Source organism: Metapseudomonas resinovorans (genome assembly GCF_002003485.1).
In the GTDB taxonomy this organism is placed as follows: domain Bacteria; phylum Pseudomonadota; class Gammaproteobacteria; order Pseudomonadales; family Pseudomonadaceae; genus Metapseudomonas; species Metapseudomonas resinovorans_D.
Window position 1 is genome coordinate 1 of sequence record NZ_BDMA01000066.1, and the last position, 16,760, is coordinate 16,760.

The 16,760-nt window shown below is 65.7% G+C and carries 13 protein-coding genes; 8 read left to right on the forward strand and 5 right to left on the reverse strand.

Annotation, left to right across the window (positions count from 1 at the left end; translation table 11 throughout):
- Positions 1-126 precede the first annotated feature (126 nt).
- Positions 127-909, reverse strand: a complete 783-nt coding sequence (locus MnOB_RS18590) for an SDR family NAD(P)-dependent oxidoreductase (RefSeq protein ID WP_077525710.1) — start codon at positions 907-909, stop codon at positions 127-129.
- Positions 906-1,724, reverse strand: coding sequence for a molybdenum cofactor biosynthesis F family protein (locus MnOB_RS18595; protein ID WP_077525711.1), 819 nt, complete (start codon positions 1,722-1,724; stop codon positions 906-908). The genes MnOB_RS18590 and MnOB_RS18595 overlap by 4 nt, the downstream gene beginning before the upstream one ends.
- Before the next feature lie 127 nt (positions 1,725-1,851).
- Between MnOB_RS18595 and MnOB_RS18600 the strand changes: the two genes are divergently transcribed.
- Positions 1,852-2,628: an SDR family NAD(P)-dependent oxidoreductase gene (locus MnOB_RS18600; RefSeq protein ID WP_077525712.1), complete on the forward strand. Its 777-nt coding sequence runs from the start codon at positions 1,852-1,854 to the stop codon at positions 2,626-2,628.
- Positions 2,629-2,817: 189 nt separating this feature from the next.
- On the opposite strand, the gene MnOB_RS18605 is transcribed toward MnOB_RS18600, so the two are convergent.
- Positions 2,818-3,474, reverse strand: a complete 657-nt coding sequence (locus tag MnOB_RS18605; protein WP_077525713.1) for a helix-turn-helix transcriptional regulator — start codon at positions 3,472-3,474, stop codon at positions 2,818-2,820.
- Positions 3,475-3,525: 51 nt separating this feature from the next.
- Positions 3,526-4,863 carry an aspartate aminotransferase family protein gene (locus tag MnOB_RS18610; RefSeq protein ID WP_077525714.1) on the reverse strand — a complete coding sequence of 446 codons (1,338 nt, stop codon included), beginning with the start codon at positions 4,861-4,863 and terminating at the stop codon, positions 3,526-3,528.
- Positions 4,864-5,124: 261 nt separating this feature from the next.
- Here MnOB_RS18610 and MnOB_RS18615 point away from each other — a divergent pair, with 261 nt between their 5' ends.
- From MnOB_RS18615 to feaR, 4 genes are all read left to right on the forward strand, one after another.
- On the forward strand, positions 5,125-6,612 hold the full coding sequence (locus MnOB_RS18615; RefSeq protein WP_077525715.1) for an aldehyde dehydrogenase family protein: 1,488 nt from the start codon (positions 5,125-5,127) through the stop codon (positions 6,610-6,612).
- A gap of 142 nt (positions 6,613-6,754) precedes the next feature.
- On the forward strand, positions 6,755-8,254 hold the full coding sequence (locus MnOB_RS18620; protein WP_077525716.1) for an APC family permease: 1,500 nt from the start codon (positions 6,755-6,757) through the stop codon (positions 8,252-8,254).
- Positions 8,235-8,813: a DUF3156 family protein gene (locus MnOB_RS18625; RefSeq protein ID WP_077525717.1), complete on the forward strand. Its 579-nt coding sequence runs from the start codon at positions 8,235-8,237 to the stop codon at positions 8,811-8,813. The genes MnOB_RS18620 and MnOB_RS18625 overlap by 20 nt, the downstream gene beginning before the upstream one ends.
- A 139-nt stretch (positions 8,814-8,952) precedes the next feature.
- The gene (feaR, locus tag MnOB_RS18630; protein WP_077525718.1) at positions 8,953-9,903 is read left to right on the forward strand and encodes a transcriptional regulator FeaR; all 951 of its coding nucleotides are present in this window, start codon (positions 8,953-8,955) and stop codon (positions 9,901-9,903) included.
- 99 nt (positions 9,904-10,002) lie between these two features.
- On the opposite strand, the gene cra is transcribed toward feaR, so the two are convergent.
- Complete coding sequence (cra, locus tag MnOB_RS18635; RefSeq protein WP_077525719.1) at positions 10,003-10,992, reverse strand: catabolite repressor/activator; 990 nt, start codon at positions 10,990-10,992, stop codon at positions 10,003-10,005.
- Positions 10,993-11,192: 200 nt separating this feature from the next.
- Here cra and ptsP point away from each other — a divergent pair, with 200 nt between their 5' ends.
- Genes ptsP through MnOB_RS18650 form a run of 3 tightly spaced genes read left to right on the forward strand, consistent with a single transcriptional unit; the run spans position 11,193 to position 16,746 of the window.
- Entirely contained in the window at positions 11,193-14,054 is a 2,862-nt protein-coding gene (gene ptsP, locus MnOB_RS18640; protein WP_077525720.1) for a phosphoenolpyruvate--protein phosphotransferase, read from the forward strand.
- Positions 14,054-15,010: a 1-phosphofructokinase gene (pfkB, locus tag MnOB_RS18645; protein WP_077525721.1), complete on the forward strand. Its 957-nt coding sequence runs from the start codon at positions 14,054-14,056 to the stop codon at positions 15,008-15,010. The genes ptsP and pfkB overlap by 1 nt, the downstream gene beginning before the upstream one ends.
- A complete protein-coding gene (locus tag MnOB_RS18650) occupies positions 15,007-16,746 on the forward strand; it encodes a PTS fructose-like transporter subunit IIB (protein WP_077525722.1) in 1,740 nt (579 codons plus the stop codon). The genes pfkB and MnOB_RS18650 overlap by 4 nt, the downstream gene beginning before the upstream one ends.
- The last annotated feature ends 14 nt before the right edge of the window (positions 16,747-16,760 follow it).

Below are 16,760 nucleotides of genomic sequence, written 5' to 3' on the forward strand. Positions count from 1 at the left end.
CACAGTCTGGCTAGCAGAAGCAAATTCGGTCCCTCCGCCCCCGACAGGTTTCACCCTAGGCCATACAAGCGAATTCATTCGCGAAGCGGGCCGAAGGCCCGCCACTGGGGCAAGCAGGAAGCGGCCTTACAGCCGCCCGAAGGCCAAGGTCGGTACATCCACGATGCTCGATCCGCCATCGGCCACCAGGGTGGCACCGGTGATGATGGAGGCGTCGTCCGAGAGCAGGAAACGGCACGCGCTGGCGATCTCCTCCGGGTTGGCGGCGCGGCGCAGGGGCACATCGGCGGTGACGCGGGCATAAGCCGCATCCAGGCTTTCGCCGTGCTGATCCATCAACGGCTGCATTTCCGCATCGGCCATGGGGGTCCGGACCCAGCCGGGGCAGATCGCGTTCACTCTCACGCCCTGTGGGCCATAGTCCCGCGCCAAAGAGCGGGTCAGGCCAATCAGTGCGTGCTTGGCGGTGGTATAGCCGCAGACGTTTTCCCCAGCGGCCAGGGCCGCAATCGAAGCCATCAGCACCATGGCACCACGCCGATCGATCAGCAGTGGCAGGCAGGCGCGAGCGGTGTGGAAGGCGCTGTCCAGATTGGCGCGCATGGCCGTCTGCCAGTCCTCTTCGCTCGTCTCGGTGGCGCTGCCCAGGCCGTGGCCGCCAGCATTGGCGAGCACCCCGTCGAGGCCGCCGAAGCGTTCGACGATGGCCGGGATGAAGCGCGTCCAGTCGCCACTGTTCGCGGCATCCCCCGTTAGCACCAGGCCACCGGTTTCACGGGCCACCGCTTCCAATGGCTCGCGGCGACGCCCGACCAGCACCAACTGCGAACCCTCACCGGCAAGGCGCCGCGCGCAGGCAGCACCGATGCCCGTGCCAGCGCCGGTGACAAGGACGGTGCGACCCTTCACTGCGGGTACTCGGTGCGGTTGAGCACGCTGCAATGGGAGCTGACCGGGAAGTTCGACAGCTCGCCGAAGTCGCCACTGGCATAGCCGAAGATCTTGCCGTCGCTGCGATGGTTCTCCAGGTCGATCAGCACCAGGCCGAGCGTCGGGATGATCTTCTCGCGCCAGACGAACAGGTACAGCGAATCGGCGATCTTCAAAGTGTGGCATCGGTCGGTGTCGGCCAGCCCCTGCTCGACGCCCTTGAGGCACTGCCAGCTGTAGAAGTTCTCGTTGAGGTAGATGTGTTCGTAGACCTCAGTAGGGCTGTATCGATAGAGGTTGCGCAGGCCCACCAGTTCGCGTGTCAGGGTGTGGGGGCAAGCGCCCGGCTGCCAGGGACGGTCGAGGCTGCCATGGTGGAATTCGGCTTTCACCGACGTCAGTTCGTCACCCGTCAGCGCCTTGCTGAACAGGTCGCCACGCACCTCCACCTCGCCGGGCATGCGGCCGAGCACAGCGGTGAAGGCTGCATTGACGATATCCAGCACCAGGCTGACGGAGACGGTGCGTCCGTCTTCCTGCTTGAGAAAGTCCACCAGATACAGGCCCTCGCGCACGGAGGTGGCGCGGTAGGGCGCTTCGCCGCTCGCGCTGCTATCGGCCAGGGACCAGGCGAGCTGTCCGGTGCTGAAGCGGTGCTCGATCTGCCAGCCGTTTTCGAAGTGCAGGGTGAAGCTCTGGCCGGCCAGGTCTGCGAGGTTGGGCAGGATGAAGGCTTCGGGGGCGAAACCGTCTGCCAGGGCGCCTACGGTGATCCATTCGGGTTGGTTGTTCATGGCACATCTCTCTTGGGTGGGGATGGGCCAATGGTGGGAGGGAAGGAGGAGGGGCGGTATCAACCGGAAGGTGGAGCGGGCTGGTCTACGCTGGTCTCACCGTCTCCCTGCAAACGAGGTGTACGCCATGCACTTAGCAAGACCCCGGCTGCTCGACAAGGTTGCCATCATCAGCGGTGGTGCGGGTGGCTGTGGTGAAGCCGCCAGTCGCTTGTTCGCTGCTGAAGGTGCCCGGGTGGTGATCATCGACCGCAACGGTGATGTCGCCGAGGATCTGGCCCAGCAGATCAAGGCTGCCGGTGGCGAGGCGATCGGTATTGGCGCTGATGTTTCGAAGGCCGACCAGGTGAAGGCGGCCGTGGCGAAAGCGGAGGCGGCTTTCGGCGGCGCGGATGTGCTGTTCAATCACGCGGGCACCCTGATCGTGAAGCCCTTTCTCGATGTGGAGGAGGACGAGTGGGATTGGCTGATGGCGGTCAACGTCAAGAGCATGTACCTGATGACCCGCGCCGTGCTGCCGCAAATGCTTGCCAAGGGGAAGGGCAGCATCGTTTGCACTTCGTCCATTTCGGCGGAGTACGCGACCCCGGGTGAGGTGGTCTACAACGCCACCAAGGGCGCCTGCCAGATGTTTGCCAGGGCCATCGCCGTGGAGTTCCGCGACCGGGGTATCCGCTGCAACGCGGTGGCGCCGGGCTTCATCCGCACGGCTCATGGTGTTCGCGAGATGAAGGAGCTGCAGGCCATGGGCGTGGATGCCAGCGAAGCAGCCATTTCATTGCAGCAGGGTCGCCTGTGCGAGCCGGAAGAAGTGGCACGCGCAGCGTTGTTCCTGGCATCGGATGAAGCGTCCTTCGTCAGCGGCGCGCATCTCTTTGTGGATAACTGCTTCTCGTCGGTTTGAGTCGAGGGGCCTGCCGGCGGGACCGCCTTGCGGGCACGGACTGCTTTTCCTGTGGGGGCGATTTCAATCGCTGAGCAGACCGCAGGTCTGCCCTTGATGTCCGCAGGGGGCTGTTGCGCAGCCCTTGGCGAATGAATTCGCCCCCACATGTGTTCTGTTCCTTTGAAACGGTATCAATCCCCGACGCACCTACGGGAAGAGCCTTCTCACCAGCTCGGTGCGGCTGCGCGCCCCGGTCTTGCGGAACAGGTGGATAAGGTGGGTCTTGACCGTCGCCAGTCCCAGATCCAGTTGGCGGGCGAGGTCCTTGTTGCACAAGCCTTCGCGCAGGAGCAGGGCGATTTCCTGTTCTCGTGGAGTGAAGGCGGCGAGGGCTCCGCTCTCCGGTGACGCCTCCGGTAGCTGGCGCACGGCCAGGTCCAGCAGACCGCGCAGGCCGTCGAGGCGCTGCAGTTCTTCGGCATCGAAAGGCGAGAGCTTGCCGGTGCGCAGCAGGGAGATGCCCACTACCGGCCGCTGGTGATCATGGGCGATCACCTCCACCACATCGCGGATGCCGTGGCGGGCGAGGAAGCCCTGGTAGATGCGCTGCGAATCTCTCGCCTGGCGCGCCATGGCTTCCCGCAGGGGCACCACGGCGCGGCGTTCGTCGCGGCAGAGGGCGGGCTGCAGCGGGTCGAAATCGCGGTAGTGGTCGAGGTAGTCGCGGTGGGTGCGGGCGTCCATGCGCAGCAACTGGAAGTCGTGGGCGCGCAGCTGCGGGTCGACCCGGTAGAAGGCGAAGCAGGAGGCCGGGACCACCCGGCTGAAGGCGTGCAGGCAGTGCAGGCCGAAGTCGTCGTGCATGGCGCTGCTTCCGAGAACGGAGGAGCGCGGCCTGGGCCGCGCTCCGAAGGGTTACAGATGGGCCTCTTGGAAACCTATCGCGAGGGCATTAACGATGGTATCGAGCTGCTCCTGCTCGATCACCAGCGGCGGGGACAGGATGATCTTGGTACCCACCGGACGGACCATCACGCCGTTGGCGCGGGCGATTTCGGCAACCCGGTTGGCATAGCCGCCCATGGGATCGATGGGCTCGCGGCTGGTTTTGTCGCTTACCAGGTCCAGCGCCACCATCAGGCCTTTGCCACGTACTTCGCCCACGGCGGCGAAGCGCTCGGTGAAGGAGGCCAGGCTTTTGAGCAGGTAGTCGCCCTGTTTCGCCGCGTTGGCCGGCAGGTTTTCCTTCTCGACGATCTCCAGGTTAGCCAGGCCCGCCGCGCAGGCCACCGGGTGCCCGGAGTAGGTGTAGCCGTGCATGATCGCGCCGGTGAAGTTGCCGTTGTTGGCGAAAGCCTGCTCGATGCGCTCGTTGACCACCGTGGCACCCAGCGGGATGTAGCCGGAAGAAATGCCTTTGGCCAGGCACATGATGTCGGGCTTCACGCCCCACAGGCGGCTGCCGAACATGGAGCCGGAGCGGCCGAAGCCGGTGACGATCTCGTCGGCGATCAGCAGCACGCCGTACTTGTCACAGACCTTGCGGATCAGCGGCCAGTAGTTCTCCGGTGGCACGATCACCCCGCCCGCGCCCTGGATAGGTTCGGCAATGAAGGCGGCGACGGTATCCGGGCTCTGGAACTGGATTTCACGTTCCAGCAGGTCGGCGCAGATTTGCCCCAGTTCTTCCGGGTCCTGGCTGTAGGGGTTGCGGTAGAGCCAAGGCGTGTCGACATGGAAGCAGCCCGGCAGCAGCGGTTCGTAGTTGCGGCGGAATACGGTATTGCCGTTGACCGAGGCGCCACCGAAGTGGGTGCCGTGGTAGCCCTGGCGCAGCGAGATGAACTTGGTGCGGTCGGCCTGCCCCTGCAGCTTCCAGTATTGGCGGGCCAGCTTCAGCGCAGTCTCCACCGCATCCGAGCCGCCAGAGCTGAAGGCCACGCGGCGCATGCCTTCGGGTTCCAGCATGCCGATCACCTTCGCGGCCAGTTCCTCGGCGCGCGGGTGGCTGATGCCGTCGAACACCTGGAAGTACTCCAGTTCATCCAATTGGGCGGTGATGGCAGCCTTGATCTCCTTGCGGCCGTGGCCGACGTTGACGTTCCACAGCCCCGCCACGCCGTCCACCAGGCGATTGCCCTTGTCATCGAAGACGAAGCAGCCCTCGCCACGGAGGATGCGGATGGGCTCGCGCTGCTTCATTTCGTTGGGGTGCAGCATGGGGTGCCAGAAGGCGTTGTCGCGGGTAGCCATGTGAATTCTCCTCAAGGCCCGGTACGGAAGGTGCCTGCGCATCGGTGCAAGCTGCGTGGCTCCATTTGTGCCTCAAGCCGCCGCTGAATACTTGCACCTGCCTGCCAGCGCGCTTGCCTTTTCCTGCCAGCGCGCCTGGCAGCCATTGGCAAGTCCGGCGGCAGCCAGGATCAAGATCGCGCCGAGGGCTTGGCGCAGAGTGCTTCTCGACTATCCGAGATACCCGGTCGCCCCGGCGGCCGAGCGAGAAGAGGAACCGAGATGAGCATTGCCCTTGACCCCCGCGTGGTTGCCTTTGTCCAGGCCCACCACGGCCTGTTGATCGACGGCCAGTCGCGCCCGGCGCTGTCCGGCACCCAGATGCCGGTACACAACCCTGCGACCGGTGAGGAACTGGCGCGTGTGGCGGTGGCCGGCAAGGCCGACGTGGATCTCGCGGTGGCAGCCGCGCGGCGCGCCTTCGAGGGGAGTTGGGCGGCCCAGCGCCCAGCAGATCGCGAACGCCTGCTGCTGAACCTCGCCGACCTGCTGGAAGCCCACGGCGAAGAACTTGCGCAGCTGGAAACCCTCAACAATGGCAAGTCCATCAACCTGTCGCGCGCCATCGAAGTGGGCGCCGGGGTGGAATTCACCCGCTACATGGCCGGTTGGGCCACCAAGATCGAGGGCAAGAGCCTGGATGTCTCGATAGCCGCCATTCCCGGTGGCAAGTTCCGCGCCTACACGGTGCCGGAGCCGGTGGGTGTGGTCGGCGCCATCGTGCCCTGGAACTTCCCGCTGATGATGGCCCTATGGAAGATCGTTCCGGCCCTGGCCTGCGGCTGCACCGTGGTGCTCAAGCCGGCCGACGAAACCCCGCTTACCGCCCTGCGCCTGGGCCAGTTGTGCCTGGAGGCGGGCATTCCTGCCGGCGTGGTGAATATCGTCACGGGTGTGGGCGCCGAAGCGGGGGCCGCCCTGGCGGCCCATCCCGGGATCGACAAGCTGGCATTCACCGGCTCCACCCCGGTGGGGAAGATGATCGGCCACGCGGCGGTTGAGAACATGACGCGCTTCACCCTGGAGCTGGGCGGCAAGTCGCCGGTAATCGTGCTCGACGACACCGCGCTCGACACCGCAGCCGCCGGTGCCGCCAGCGCCATCTTCTTCAACCAGGGCCAGGTCTGCACTGCAGGTTCGCGCCTCTATGTACAACGCAAATCCTTCGACCAGGTGCTGGAGCGCCTGCACGGTATCGCCGGCTCCCTGAGCATCGGTCCGGGGCTGGACCCGAGCGCGCAGGTCAACCCGCTGATTTCCGCCAAACAGCAGCGCCGAGTGCTGGGAATGATCGACAGCGGCCGCGCCCAGGGCGCGAGCGTCATTTGCGGCGGCGAGGCGCATGGCGAGCAGGGCTTCTTCGTCAAGCCGACGGTGATCGCCAACGTGCGCCCGGACATGCAGGTGGTGCGCGAGGAAATCTTCGGTCCGGTACTGGTCGCCACCGCCTTCGACGACATCGATGAAGTGGTGACGTTGGCCAACGACTCTCCCTACGGCCTGGCCGCCAGCATCTGGTCCAACGATCTGAAACAGGTGATGGGCCTGATTCCTCGACTGAAGGCGGGCACCGTGTGGGTCAACGCCCACAACCTGCTGGACCCGTCCATGCCCTTTGGTGGCTTCAAGCAGTCCGGCATCGGCCGTGAGATGGGGCATGCCGCCATCGAAGCCTTCACCGAGAGCAAGTCGGTCTGCATCGCCTACTGAAAGCCCTGACAGGTGCGCGCCCATACGGGTGACGCGCCGAAAACCTTTCGCCCACCGCGGCGAGCCGGGCCCTTGTGGAGCCCGGCCATTTACATGCCTTGAGCCCTAACAACGACAACATCCGCTTTCGAGGTTCACCACCATGTCCATCAACGCAAGACTCACCGCACACCTGGATCGCGGCACGGTGGGATTCCCCACCGCGCTCGCCAGCACCATCGGACTGATCATGGCGAGCCCGGTGATCCTCACCGCCACCATGGGCTTCGGCATCGGTGGCAGCGCCTTCGCCGTGGCCATGCTGATCGCCGCCGTGATGATGCTGGCGCAATCCACCACCTTCGCCGAGGCGGCATCGATCCTGCCCACCAGCGGTTCGGTGTACGACTATATCTCTTGCGGCATGGGACGCTTCTTCGCCATCACCGGCACCATTTCCGCCTACCTGATCGTGCACGTGTTCGCCGGCACCGCCGAGACCATCCTCTCGGGGATCATGGCCCTGGTGAACTTTGAACACCTCAACACCCTGGCCGAATCCGCCGGTGGTTCCTGGCTGCTGGGCGTCGCCTTCGTGATCACCTTCGGCATCCTCAACGCCTTTGGCATCAGTGTGTTCAGCAAGGCGGAGGTCATTCTCACCTTCGGCATGTGGACGACGTTGATGATCTTCGGCGTGGCCGGACTCCTGGCCGCGCCCAAGGTCGAGCTGGACGGCTGGTTCGGGGCCTCGCTGATCGGCACCGACCTCACCACCATCCTGTCCCTGGTGGGCATGGCGATGTTCATGTTCGTCGGCTGCGAGTTCGTCACTCCGTTGGCTCCGGAGGTGCGCCGTTCGGCCTGGACCCTGCCACGCGCCATGGCCCTGGGCCTGCTGGGTGTGGCGTCCTGCATGTTCATCTACGGCGCGGCCATGAAACGCCAGGTGGAAAACGTGCTGCTGGATGAAGCGAGCGGCGTGCATCTGCTGGATACGCCGATGGCCATTCCCCAGTTCGCGCAGGCGGTGATGGGCGATATCGGGCCGATCTGGCTGGGCATTGGTTTCCTGTTCGCCGGTGCCGCCACCATCAACACATTGATGGCCGGTCTGCCGCGCATCATGTACGGCATGGCGGTCGATGGCGCTCTGCCCAAGGTCTTCACCTATTTGCATCCACGCTTCAAGACGCCGCTGCTGTGCATCGCCGTGGCAGCTGCGATTCCCTGCCTTCACGCCTGGTGGCTGGGTGGCAATACCGATGACATCTTCAATCTGGTACTGGCCGCGGTCTGTGCCTGGAGCACCGCCTACCTGCTGGTGACCCTGTCGGTAGTGATGCTGCGCATCCGTCGCCCGGACCTGCCGCGTGCCTATCGCTCGCCCTGGTTCCCGCTGCCGCAAATCGTCTCCAGCGTCGGCATTCTCATCGGCCTCTGGTACATCACTCCTCCGGGCATGAACCCCCGTGACGTCTACATTCCCTTTGCTGTGATGCTCGGCCTCACCGCCGCTTACGCGCTGTTCTGGACGCTGGTCGTACAGAAGGTCAATCCGTTCCGTCCGGTGCCGGTGGAAGAAGTGCTGGAGAAGGAGTTCAGCCAGGAACCCGTTGCCCACGCCGTGGAGCATTTCAGCCATGTTTCCAAGCCTGTCTGAGTACTGGCGGCGGCCGCCCCCCGGCTACCGGCCGGGGGCGACGTTGCTGAAGGTGATGCAGGACCTCCAATGCCTGCGCGCCGAAGCGCTGGAGGGTGCGGTCATGCGCTTCTCCAGCGATGACGGGGGGCTGGTGTTCGAGGTTCGCGAAGTGGTCCAGGCGCAGTTCCTCATGCACCTGGTACTCACCGAGTTCGTCCTGCAGGTTCCTTCGACCGGAGCCGGCCAGGTGCGAATCGAACTGAGCCACTGTGGCGCGGTTCGTCGCCAGGGAATCGCCTGCAAGGTGCGCGTAGGCGATTCGCAGGCCCTGAGCGGGCTGCTGGCCCGCCTACGCGGCGACCCGGCATTACTGGCGGCCCTGATGCCGCTGGATTTCAAGCGGCTGCTGATCGAACGGGAAGGGCGGCAGTGGACGGTCCGCCTGGAGCACATCGGCGCTAGCGAGGTGGTCAACCGCATGCCTGGCTTCCGTCGTTACATCCGCCTCGTTCCTGAACAGCGGCAATGCCTGCTGCAGGCGCTCCATGCGTTCAAGGACGTTCTCGGCAAATCCTGAAAGAACTGGACGGGTACACCTCTTGATTGGGCATTAACGATCTGTTTGAGCCCGGCAGCACCCTTGCCGGAAAAATAGATAACATGTTAATAATGTCGCCATAACAACAATGTGGCGTCAGCCGATCTGGAGGTTCCCGATGGTTGCCCAAGCTGTCCGCTCCCATGATTTCGATTCCTGGCTCCGTTCCCTGCAAGGTGTCTGCGGCCGATTCGAGTCGCGCCCAGCACTCAGTCATGACCTGTTCATCGGTGAAATAGCCCGTCAGGACCTTTCGGGCCTGGAAGTGGCGCAGATTCGCACCAACGCCGGAATGATCAGCCGGCAACGCACCTCCATCGATCACGACGACGACCGCCACTGTTTTCTGATTGTCCAGCGCAGCGGGCGTGCCCAGTTGCGCCAGAACGACGAAAGCATCGAGCTCGCACCCGGCGAGATGGCGCTGATGGATTCGGCGCGCGCTTGCGAGATCTTGCCCCATGGCCTGATCGAGCATGCGTCCTTCCATCTGTCTCGCGAAGATGTCTGCCGGCACATGCCGGACGGGCGACCGAAGTTCGGCAAGCTTTCCCAGCACTGCGCCAGTGGACGCGTGCTGCGTACCCTGGTGGAGCAGATATGCGGCGGCGAACTGGACAATTACGCCGCACTGGAGGAGGGCGAAGCCCTGCAGGAAGCACTTATTGCCCTGCTGGCGCCCACATTGCGCCAGCAGCCAGGACAAACCGTCAGCGAAATGGATGGTTGCCACAACGGCGGTCTGCGCAGCATGGCCCAGCAATTGATCGACCAGTCCCTGTCAGAACCTGGGTTGACGCCTCTGTCGTTGGCTAAACAGTTGAATATCTCCGTACGCCAGCTCTACCGGCTCTTCGAGGATCAAGGCGACAGTGTCTGCCGGTTCATCCAGCGCGCCCGTCTGAAACGCAGCGCTGCCGACCTCGCCAATCCCCGTCTGCGTAGCGACTCCATCACCGACATCGCGTTCCGTTGGGGCTTTACCGATTCGGCGCATTTCAGTCGGACCTTCAAGAAACACTTCGAGCAGTCGCCACGGGATTACCGCGCCAGCGCGTTCAGCGGCTGAGGGCGAGCTGGCGGTCTGGGGGGTTGTAGGAGCGGGGGGGGACGCCCAGTTCTTGCCCGCGAAGCTCTTCCGGCGCTGTTTTCGCGAGCAAGCTCGCTCCTACAGGGCGATCCGCTGCTTCAACTTCCGCGCCACGCCACGTACCCCCGGCTCGTAAACCTCGCGCTCGACGGCATTCAGCGCGAGCGCGAGCACCTGGTCAGCGATCAGCTCGTGCTGTTGGTACATGGAGTTCACCGCTAGCGGCAGGAAGTCCAGCAACTGGGTGTCACCGAAGGTGCCCACGCGCATGCGTTCGGGCCAGTCACCGTGTTCGCGCAGGGCATCCAGTACACCGGCCAGCAGGACGTAGGCGGTGGTGATCAGTACATCGGGCAGCTCGCCCCGTTGCAGCAGGTCGGCCATCAGGCGCTGGCCGCACTCGCGGCTGAAATCCTCGCCCTGGAGTTCCAGCACTTCGCACTTGAGCCCTTTCAGGGCGTCATGAAAGCCCGCGCTGCGTTCGGCGCTGATGGGCAGGTCCGGCCGCGCACCGAGCAGGGCGACGCGTCGAGGGGCGGGGTTCAGCAGGCTGCGTGTGAGTTGCAGGCAGGCCTGGCGGTCATCGCTGACCACGGCACAGAAGCGCGCCGGATCGCGCACCCGGTCGACGGCGATCACCGGCAATCCTTCGTCCAGCAGCCGGGCGAGGCTGTCATCGCCCGGCGGCAGGCAACTGGCGACTATCAGCGCATCGCAGCGCCGGGCGCGGAACAGCTTGAGCAGTTGCCGTTCGCTGTCCGGCTCGTCGTCGGAACTGGCGATCAGCAACTGATAGCCCCGTGCCCGCGCGCCCTGTTCGAGCAGCTTGGCGAGTCGGGCGTAGCTGGGGTTTTCCAGGTCCGGAAGGATGAAACCGAGGGTGCGCGTCTGCCGGCTGCGCAGGCCGGCGGCCTGGGGATTGGGCTTGAAACCATGCTCGTCCACCACCGCCTGTACGCGTTCCACGGTGGCCGGGCTGATGCGCTTCTGCTCGGCCTTGCCGTTGATCACGTAACTGGCGGTGGTCACCGAAACACCGGCCAGGCGGGCGATATCGCTGAGTTTCAAGTTCACGACTCCTGTTATGCGGATGTGTTTCATCGGGCGGGCTTCAAGAACCGAAGATTATCGAGTAACGTGCCAGCTCAGTTTAGTGAAACGATTCAGCATGCGTTCTGTCTACGCTTTAACCGATCCAATCGACGTTCGGTGACGCTGCTGATGGCTGACAACGATAAGAAGGGCGCAAGGCCCGAAGAGGTGATGCGATGCTCGAACTGACCGCAGGGCAGATTTCCATGGGCCTGGTCGCGGCGGACAAGGCGTGTGCGTTGCGCATGCTGGCCGAGCGGCTCGAGGGCGATGGCCTGGTAGCGGCGGGATACCTCGCCGGCCTCGAGGCTCGCGAAACCCAGGGCTCCACCTTCCTCGGCCAGGGCATCGCCATTCCCCATGGCACACCGCAAACCCGCGAGCTGGTTTTCAACACCGGCGTGCGCCTGATGCAGTTCCCCGAGGGCGTCGACTGGGGCGGTGGACAGATCGTTTACCTCGCCATCGGCATCGCCGCCAAATCCGATGAACACCTGCGCCTTCTGCAGATCCTCACCCGTGCGCTGGGTGAAGCAGACCTCGGCAGCGAACTGCGCCAGGCGCAAACTCCGGAAGACATCCTCAAGCTGCTGCAAGGCGCTCCCCAGGAGCTGGCGCTGGACGATCAGCTGATCGGCCTTGGCCTGGCGGTGGACGACTATGACGAGCTGGTGCTGCAAGCCGCGCGCCTGCTGCGTCGCGCCGAATGCGTGGAGGGTGGCTTTGCCGCCGCCTTGCTGCAGGGCGAACCACTGCCGTTGGGCGATGGGCTCTGGTGGCTGCACAGCGACCAGGCGGTGCAACGCCCCGGCCTGGCTTATCTGACGCCGGACAAGCCCCTGCGCTATCTCGACCAGCCCCTCAACGGCCTGTTCTGCCTGGCCAGCCTGGGCGACGCCCACCTGGCCCTGCTGGAACGCCTCTGTGCGCTGTTGATAGAGGGGCGTGGCCGCGAGCTCGCCCGTGCCACTCAACGTCGTGCCGTACTCGAGGTGCTGGGCGGAGAGCTCCAGCCCGACTGGCCCAGCGTGCGCCTGCCACTGCCCAACGCCCACGGCTTGCACGCGCGGCCGGCCAAGGAACTGGCGCAACTGGCCAAGACCTTCGAGGGCGAGATTCGTCTGCGGCTCGCCGACAGCGCCACGGCTGCCGTGTCCGCCAAGAGCCTGAGCAAGCTCCTGGGCCTGGGTATTCGCCGTGGCCAGATCATCGAAATCATCGCCGAACCGGCTATCGCGGACGCTGCCTTGCCGGCGCTGAAAGCCGCCATCGAACAGGGTCTGGGCGAAGAGGTCGAGCCTTTGCCGGTCAACGTACAAGCCATGCCGGAAGACGAGCCGGCGGCACCCCCCATCGTCGCCCCCGCGTCCGGCAGCCAGCTTCAGGCGGTATCTGCTGCGCCCGGCATCGCCGTGGGTCCTGCGCACATGCATCGGCAGCAGGAATTCGACTATCCGCTGCGCGGCGAGTCCCCCGGCGTCGAGCGTGAGCGCCTGCAGCAGGCCATCGACCACGTGCACGGCGAGATCGAGGCGCTGGTGCTGCGCAGCGAGGCGAAAGCCGTCCGCGAGATCTTCACCACCCACCTGGAAATGCTCACCGACCCGGAACTCGGCGACGAGGTGGATGCCCGCCTCAAGCAGGGCGAAAGCGCCGCTGCCGCCTGGATGACGGTGGTGGAGGGCGCCGCGACCCAGCAGGAAAGCCTGCACGATGCGCTGCTGGCCGAACGTGCCGCCGACCTGCGGGACATCGGTCGCCGGGTGCTGGCCCAGCTCTGCGGCGTGGACGACGCGCATGAGCCGGACGAACCCTACATCCTGGTGATGGACGAAATGGCGCCGTCCGACGTGGCGCGCCTGGACCGTGACCGCGTGGCCGGCATCCTCACCGCCCGTGGCGGCGCTACCTCCCACAGCGCCATCGTCGCCCGTGCGCTGGGCATTCCAGCGCTGGTGGGGGCTGGTGCCGGTGTGTTGCTGTTGGAGCCGCGCACGCCCTTGCTGTTGGATGGCCAACGCGGCCGGCTGGTCGTGGCTCCGGATGCCGAGCAACTGCAGCGCGCCCGCCAGGAGCAGGAAGGGCGTCAGCACCGCCTGCAACTGGCCGACGTGCACAAGCAGGAGCCGGCGCTGACCCACGACGGCCATCGGGTGGAAATCTGCGCCAACCTGGGCGACTGCGCAGGCGCCGCCAAGGCGGTGGCGCAAGGTGCGGAAGGCGTCGGGCTGCTGCGCACCGAGTTCATCTTCATGGCCCACCCACAGGCGCCGGACCTGGCGACCCAGGAAACGGAGTACCGCCGGGTGTTCGACGCACTCGACGGTCGCCCGCTGGTAGCCCGCACGCTGGATGTCGGTGGCGACAAGCCCTTGCCGTACTGGCCCGTCGCGGAAGAGGAAAACCCCTTCCTCGGTGTGCGCGGCGTGCGCCTGACCCTGCAGCGCCCGAAGCTGATGGAAACCCAGTTGCGCGCGCTGATGCGTGCCAGCGAAGGGCGGCCGTTGCGCATCATGTTCCCCATGGTCGGCACTGTCGAAGAGTGGCGTCAGGCCCGCGAGATGGCCCTGAAGGTAGCCGCGGAGATTCCCCAGGCCGACCTCCAACTGGGGATCATGGTTGAAGTGCCGTCGGCGGCCCTGATCGCCCCCGTGCTGGCCCGCGAGGTGGACTTCTTCAGCATCGGCACCAACGACCTGACCCAATACTGCCTGGCCATCGACCGGGGCCACCCAACGCTGTCCGCCCAGGCCGACGGCCTGCATCCGGCCGTGCTGCAACTGATCGCCCTCACCGTGCGGGCGGCCCATGCCGAGGGCAAATGGGTGGGCGTATGTGGCGAACTGGCCGGCGACCCTCTGGCTGTGCCGCTGCTGGTGGGGCTGGGCGTGGACGAGTTGAGCCTGTCCGCCAGCGGCATCGCCGAGGTCAAGGCGCGGGTGCGCGAGTTCAACCTCAGCGCCGCCCGTGAGCTGGCCGAAAGCGCACTGGGCCTGGAAAGCGCGGCGGCAGTTCGCGAACTGGCGGAGCGTTTCTGATGGCCCGCATTCTGACCATTACCCTGAACCCCGCGCTGGACCTGACCCTGCGCCTCGACCGTCTGGAAGCCGGCGAGGTGAACCGCAGCCTGGCCCAGGCCAGCCATGCTGCCGGCAAGGGTGTGAACGTGGCGCAGGTGCTGGCCGACCTCGGCCATTCGTTGACCGTCTCGGGATTTCTCGGCGAGGACAACGCCGAAGCCTTCGAGGCGTTGTTCGCCCGGCGCGGTTTCGTCGACGCCTTCATCCGCGTGGCGGGGGAAACCCGCAGCAACATCAAACTGGCGGAAGCCGATGGGCGCATCACCGACATCAACGGCCCGGGCCCGATGGTGGACGCCACCGCCCAGACCGCGCTGCTGGCGCGGCTGGATACCGTTGCACCGGGACATGAGCTGGCCGTGGTGGCCGGCAGCCTGCCCCGAGGCGTGGCACCGGCTTTTCTTGCCGAGCTGATCACACGGCTCAAGGGCCATGGCTTGAAAGTGGCGCTGGATACCAGTGGCGATGCCCTGCGCACCGGCCTGCTCGCGGTGCCCTGGCTGATCAAGCCGAACACCGATGAGCTGGGCGAACTCTGCGGCCGGGCGCTGGCCGATGTCAGTGCGCAGCGCGAGGAGGCCGCCCGGCTACAGGCATCGGGGATCGAACAGGTCGTCATCTCCCAAGGGGCCGACGGGGTGAACTGGTTCGGTCCCGGACTCGCCCTGCATGCCCAGCCGCCGCGGGTCAGCGTGGCCAGCACCGTGGGCGCCGGTGATTCCCTGTTGGCCGGCATGGTTCACGGCCTGCACAGTGGCTGGCCGGCAGCCCGCACCCTGCGCCACGCCACTGCCATTGCCGCCCAGGCGGTGACCCAGGTGGGCTTCGGCATCAGCGATGCCGCGCAACTGCAACAGCTCGAAGGCGCCGTAGAAGTCCAGGCGCTGGAAGAACAACAAGAGGTGTCCCGATGAAACTCGCCATAGTCACGGCCTGCCCCAATGGCATGGTCACCAGCGTGCTCTGTGCGCGCCTGCTGGATGCCGCCGCGCAGCGCCTGGGCTGGAGCACCAGCGTCGAGATCGTGGACCCGCAGCACCCGGAAAACCAGCTGTCCGCCGCCACCCTGGAAGCCGCCGACTGGGTGCTGGTGGTCAAGAGCGGGGAGCTGGACCTGACTCGCTTCGCCGGTAAGCGCCTGTTTATCGCCAGCCCCGCCGAGGCCCTGCGCGATAGCGAATCCTTCCTCCTGCGCGCTGCCGTCGATGCCCGCGAACAGCACGCCGAAGCACAGCTCGCCGCCGTTGCTTCCCGACCGCGTATCGTCGCCGTCACCGCCTGCCCGACCGGGGTGGCACACACCTTCATGGCGGCCGAGGCGTTGAAGCAGTCGGCCCAGCGTCTGGGTATCGATCTCCAGGTGGAAACCCAGGGCTCGGTGGGCGCCCGTGATCCGCTGACGCCCGAAGCCATCGCCGCCGCCGATGCGGTGCTGCTGGCTACCGATATCGAGGTGGACACGGCCCGTTTCGCTGGCAAGAGGGTCTTTCGTTGCGGCACCGGGGTTGCCCTCAAGCAATCCGAAGCCACCCTCAAGCGCGCCTTGAGCGAAGGCCAGCTGCTGGAGACCAAGACTGGTGCCGACGCCCAGGCGGGCAAGGCCAAGGCCGAACCCAAGGGGGCTTACAAGCACCTGCTCACCGGCGTCTCCTACATGCTGCCGATGGTGGTAGCGGGCGGCCTGCTGATCGCCCTGTCCTTCGTCTTCGGCATCGAGGCATTCAAGGAGCAGGGCACCCTCGCCGCTGCACTGATGCAGATTGGCGGCGACGCGGCGTTCAAACTGATGGTGCCGCTGCTGGCCGGCTACATCGCCTATTCCATCGCCGACCGTCCGGGCCTGGCGCCGGGCATGATCGGCGGCCTGCTGGCGAGCACCCTGGGCGCCGGTTTCATCGGCGGCATAGTCGCGGGCTTTCTCGCTGGCTATTCGGCACGGGCGATCAACCGCCACCTGAACTTGCCGCAGAGCGTCGAAGCGCTGAAGCCGATCCTGATCATCCCGCTGCTCTCCAGCCTGTTCACCGGCCTGGTGATGATCTACGTGGTGGGCAAGCCGGTGGCGGGGATGCTCGCCAGCCTCACCCACTTCCTCGACAACATGGGCACGTCCAACGCCATCCTCCTCGGCCTGTTGCTGGGCGGGATGATGTGCGTCGACCTCGGTGGCCCGATCAACAAGGCCGCGTACGCGTTCTCCGTGGGGCTGCTGGCCTCGCAGAGCTACGCGCCGATGGCCGCCACCATGGCGGCCGGGATGGTGCCGCCCATCGGTATGGGCATCGCCACCTTGCTGATGCGCCGCAAGTTCGCCCAGGGCGAACGCGAGGCGGGCAAGGCGGCGCTGGTGCTCGGCCTGTGCTTCATTTCCGAAGGCGCCATTCCGTTCGCCGCCAAGGACCCGCTGCGGGTGATCCCGGCCAGCATCGCCGGCGGTGCCCTGACCGGCGCGCTGTCCATGTATTTCGGCTGCAAGCTGATGGCGCCCCACGGCGGCCTGTTCGTGCTGCTGATCCCCAACGCCATCAACCACGCGCTGCTCTACCTGTTGGCGATAGTCGCCGGCAGCCTGCTGACCGGCGTGCTGTATGCGCTGCTCAAGCGCGATGCTGCTCAGGAGCTGGTGCTGGACTCGCCGCGCGCAGCCTGACTTCCCGTCAGGCG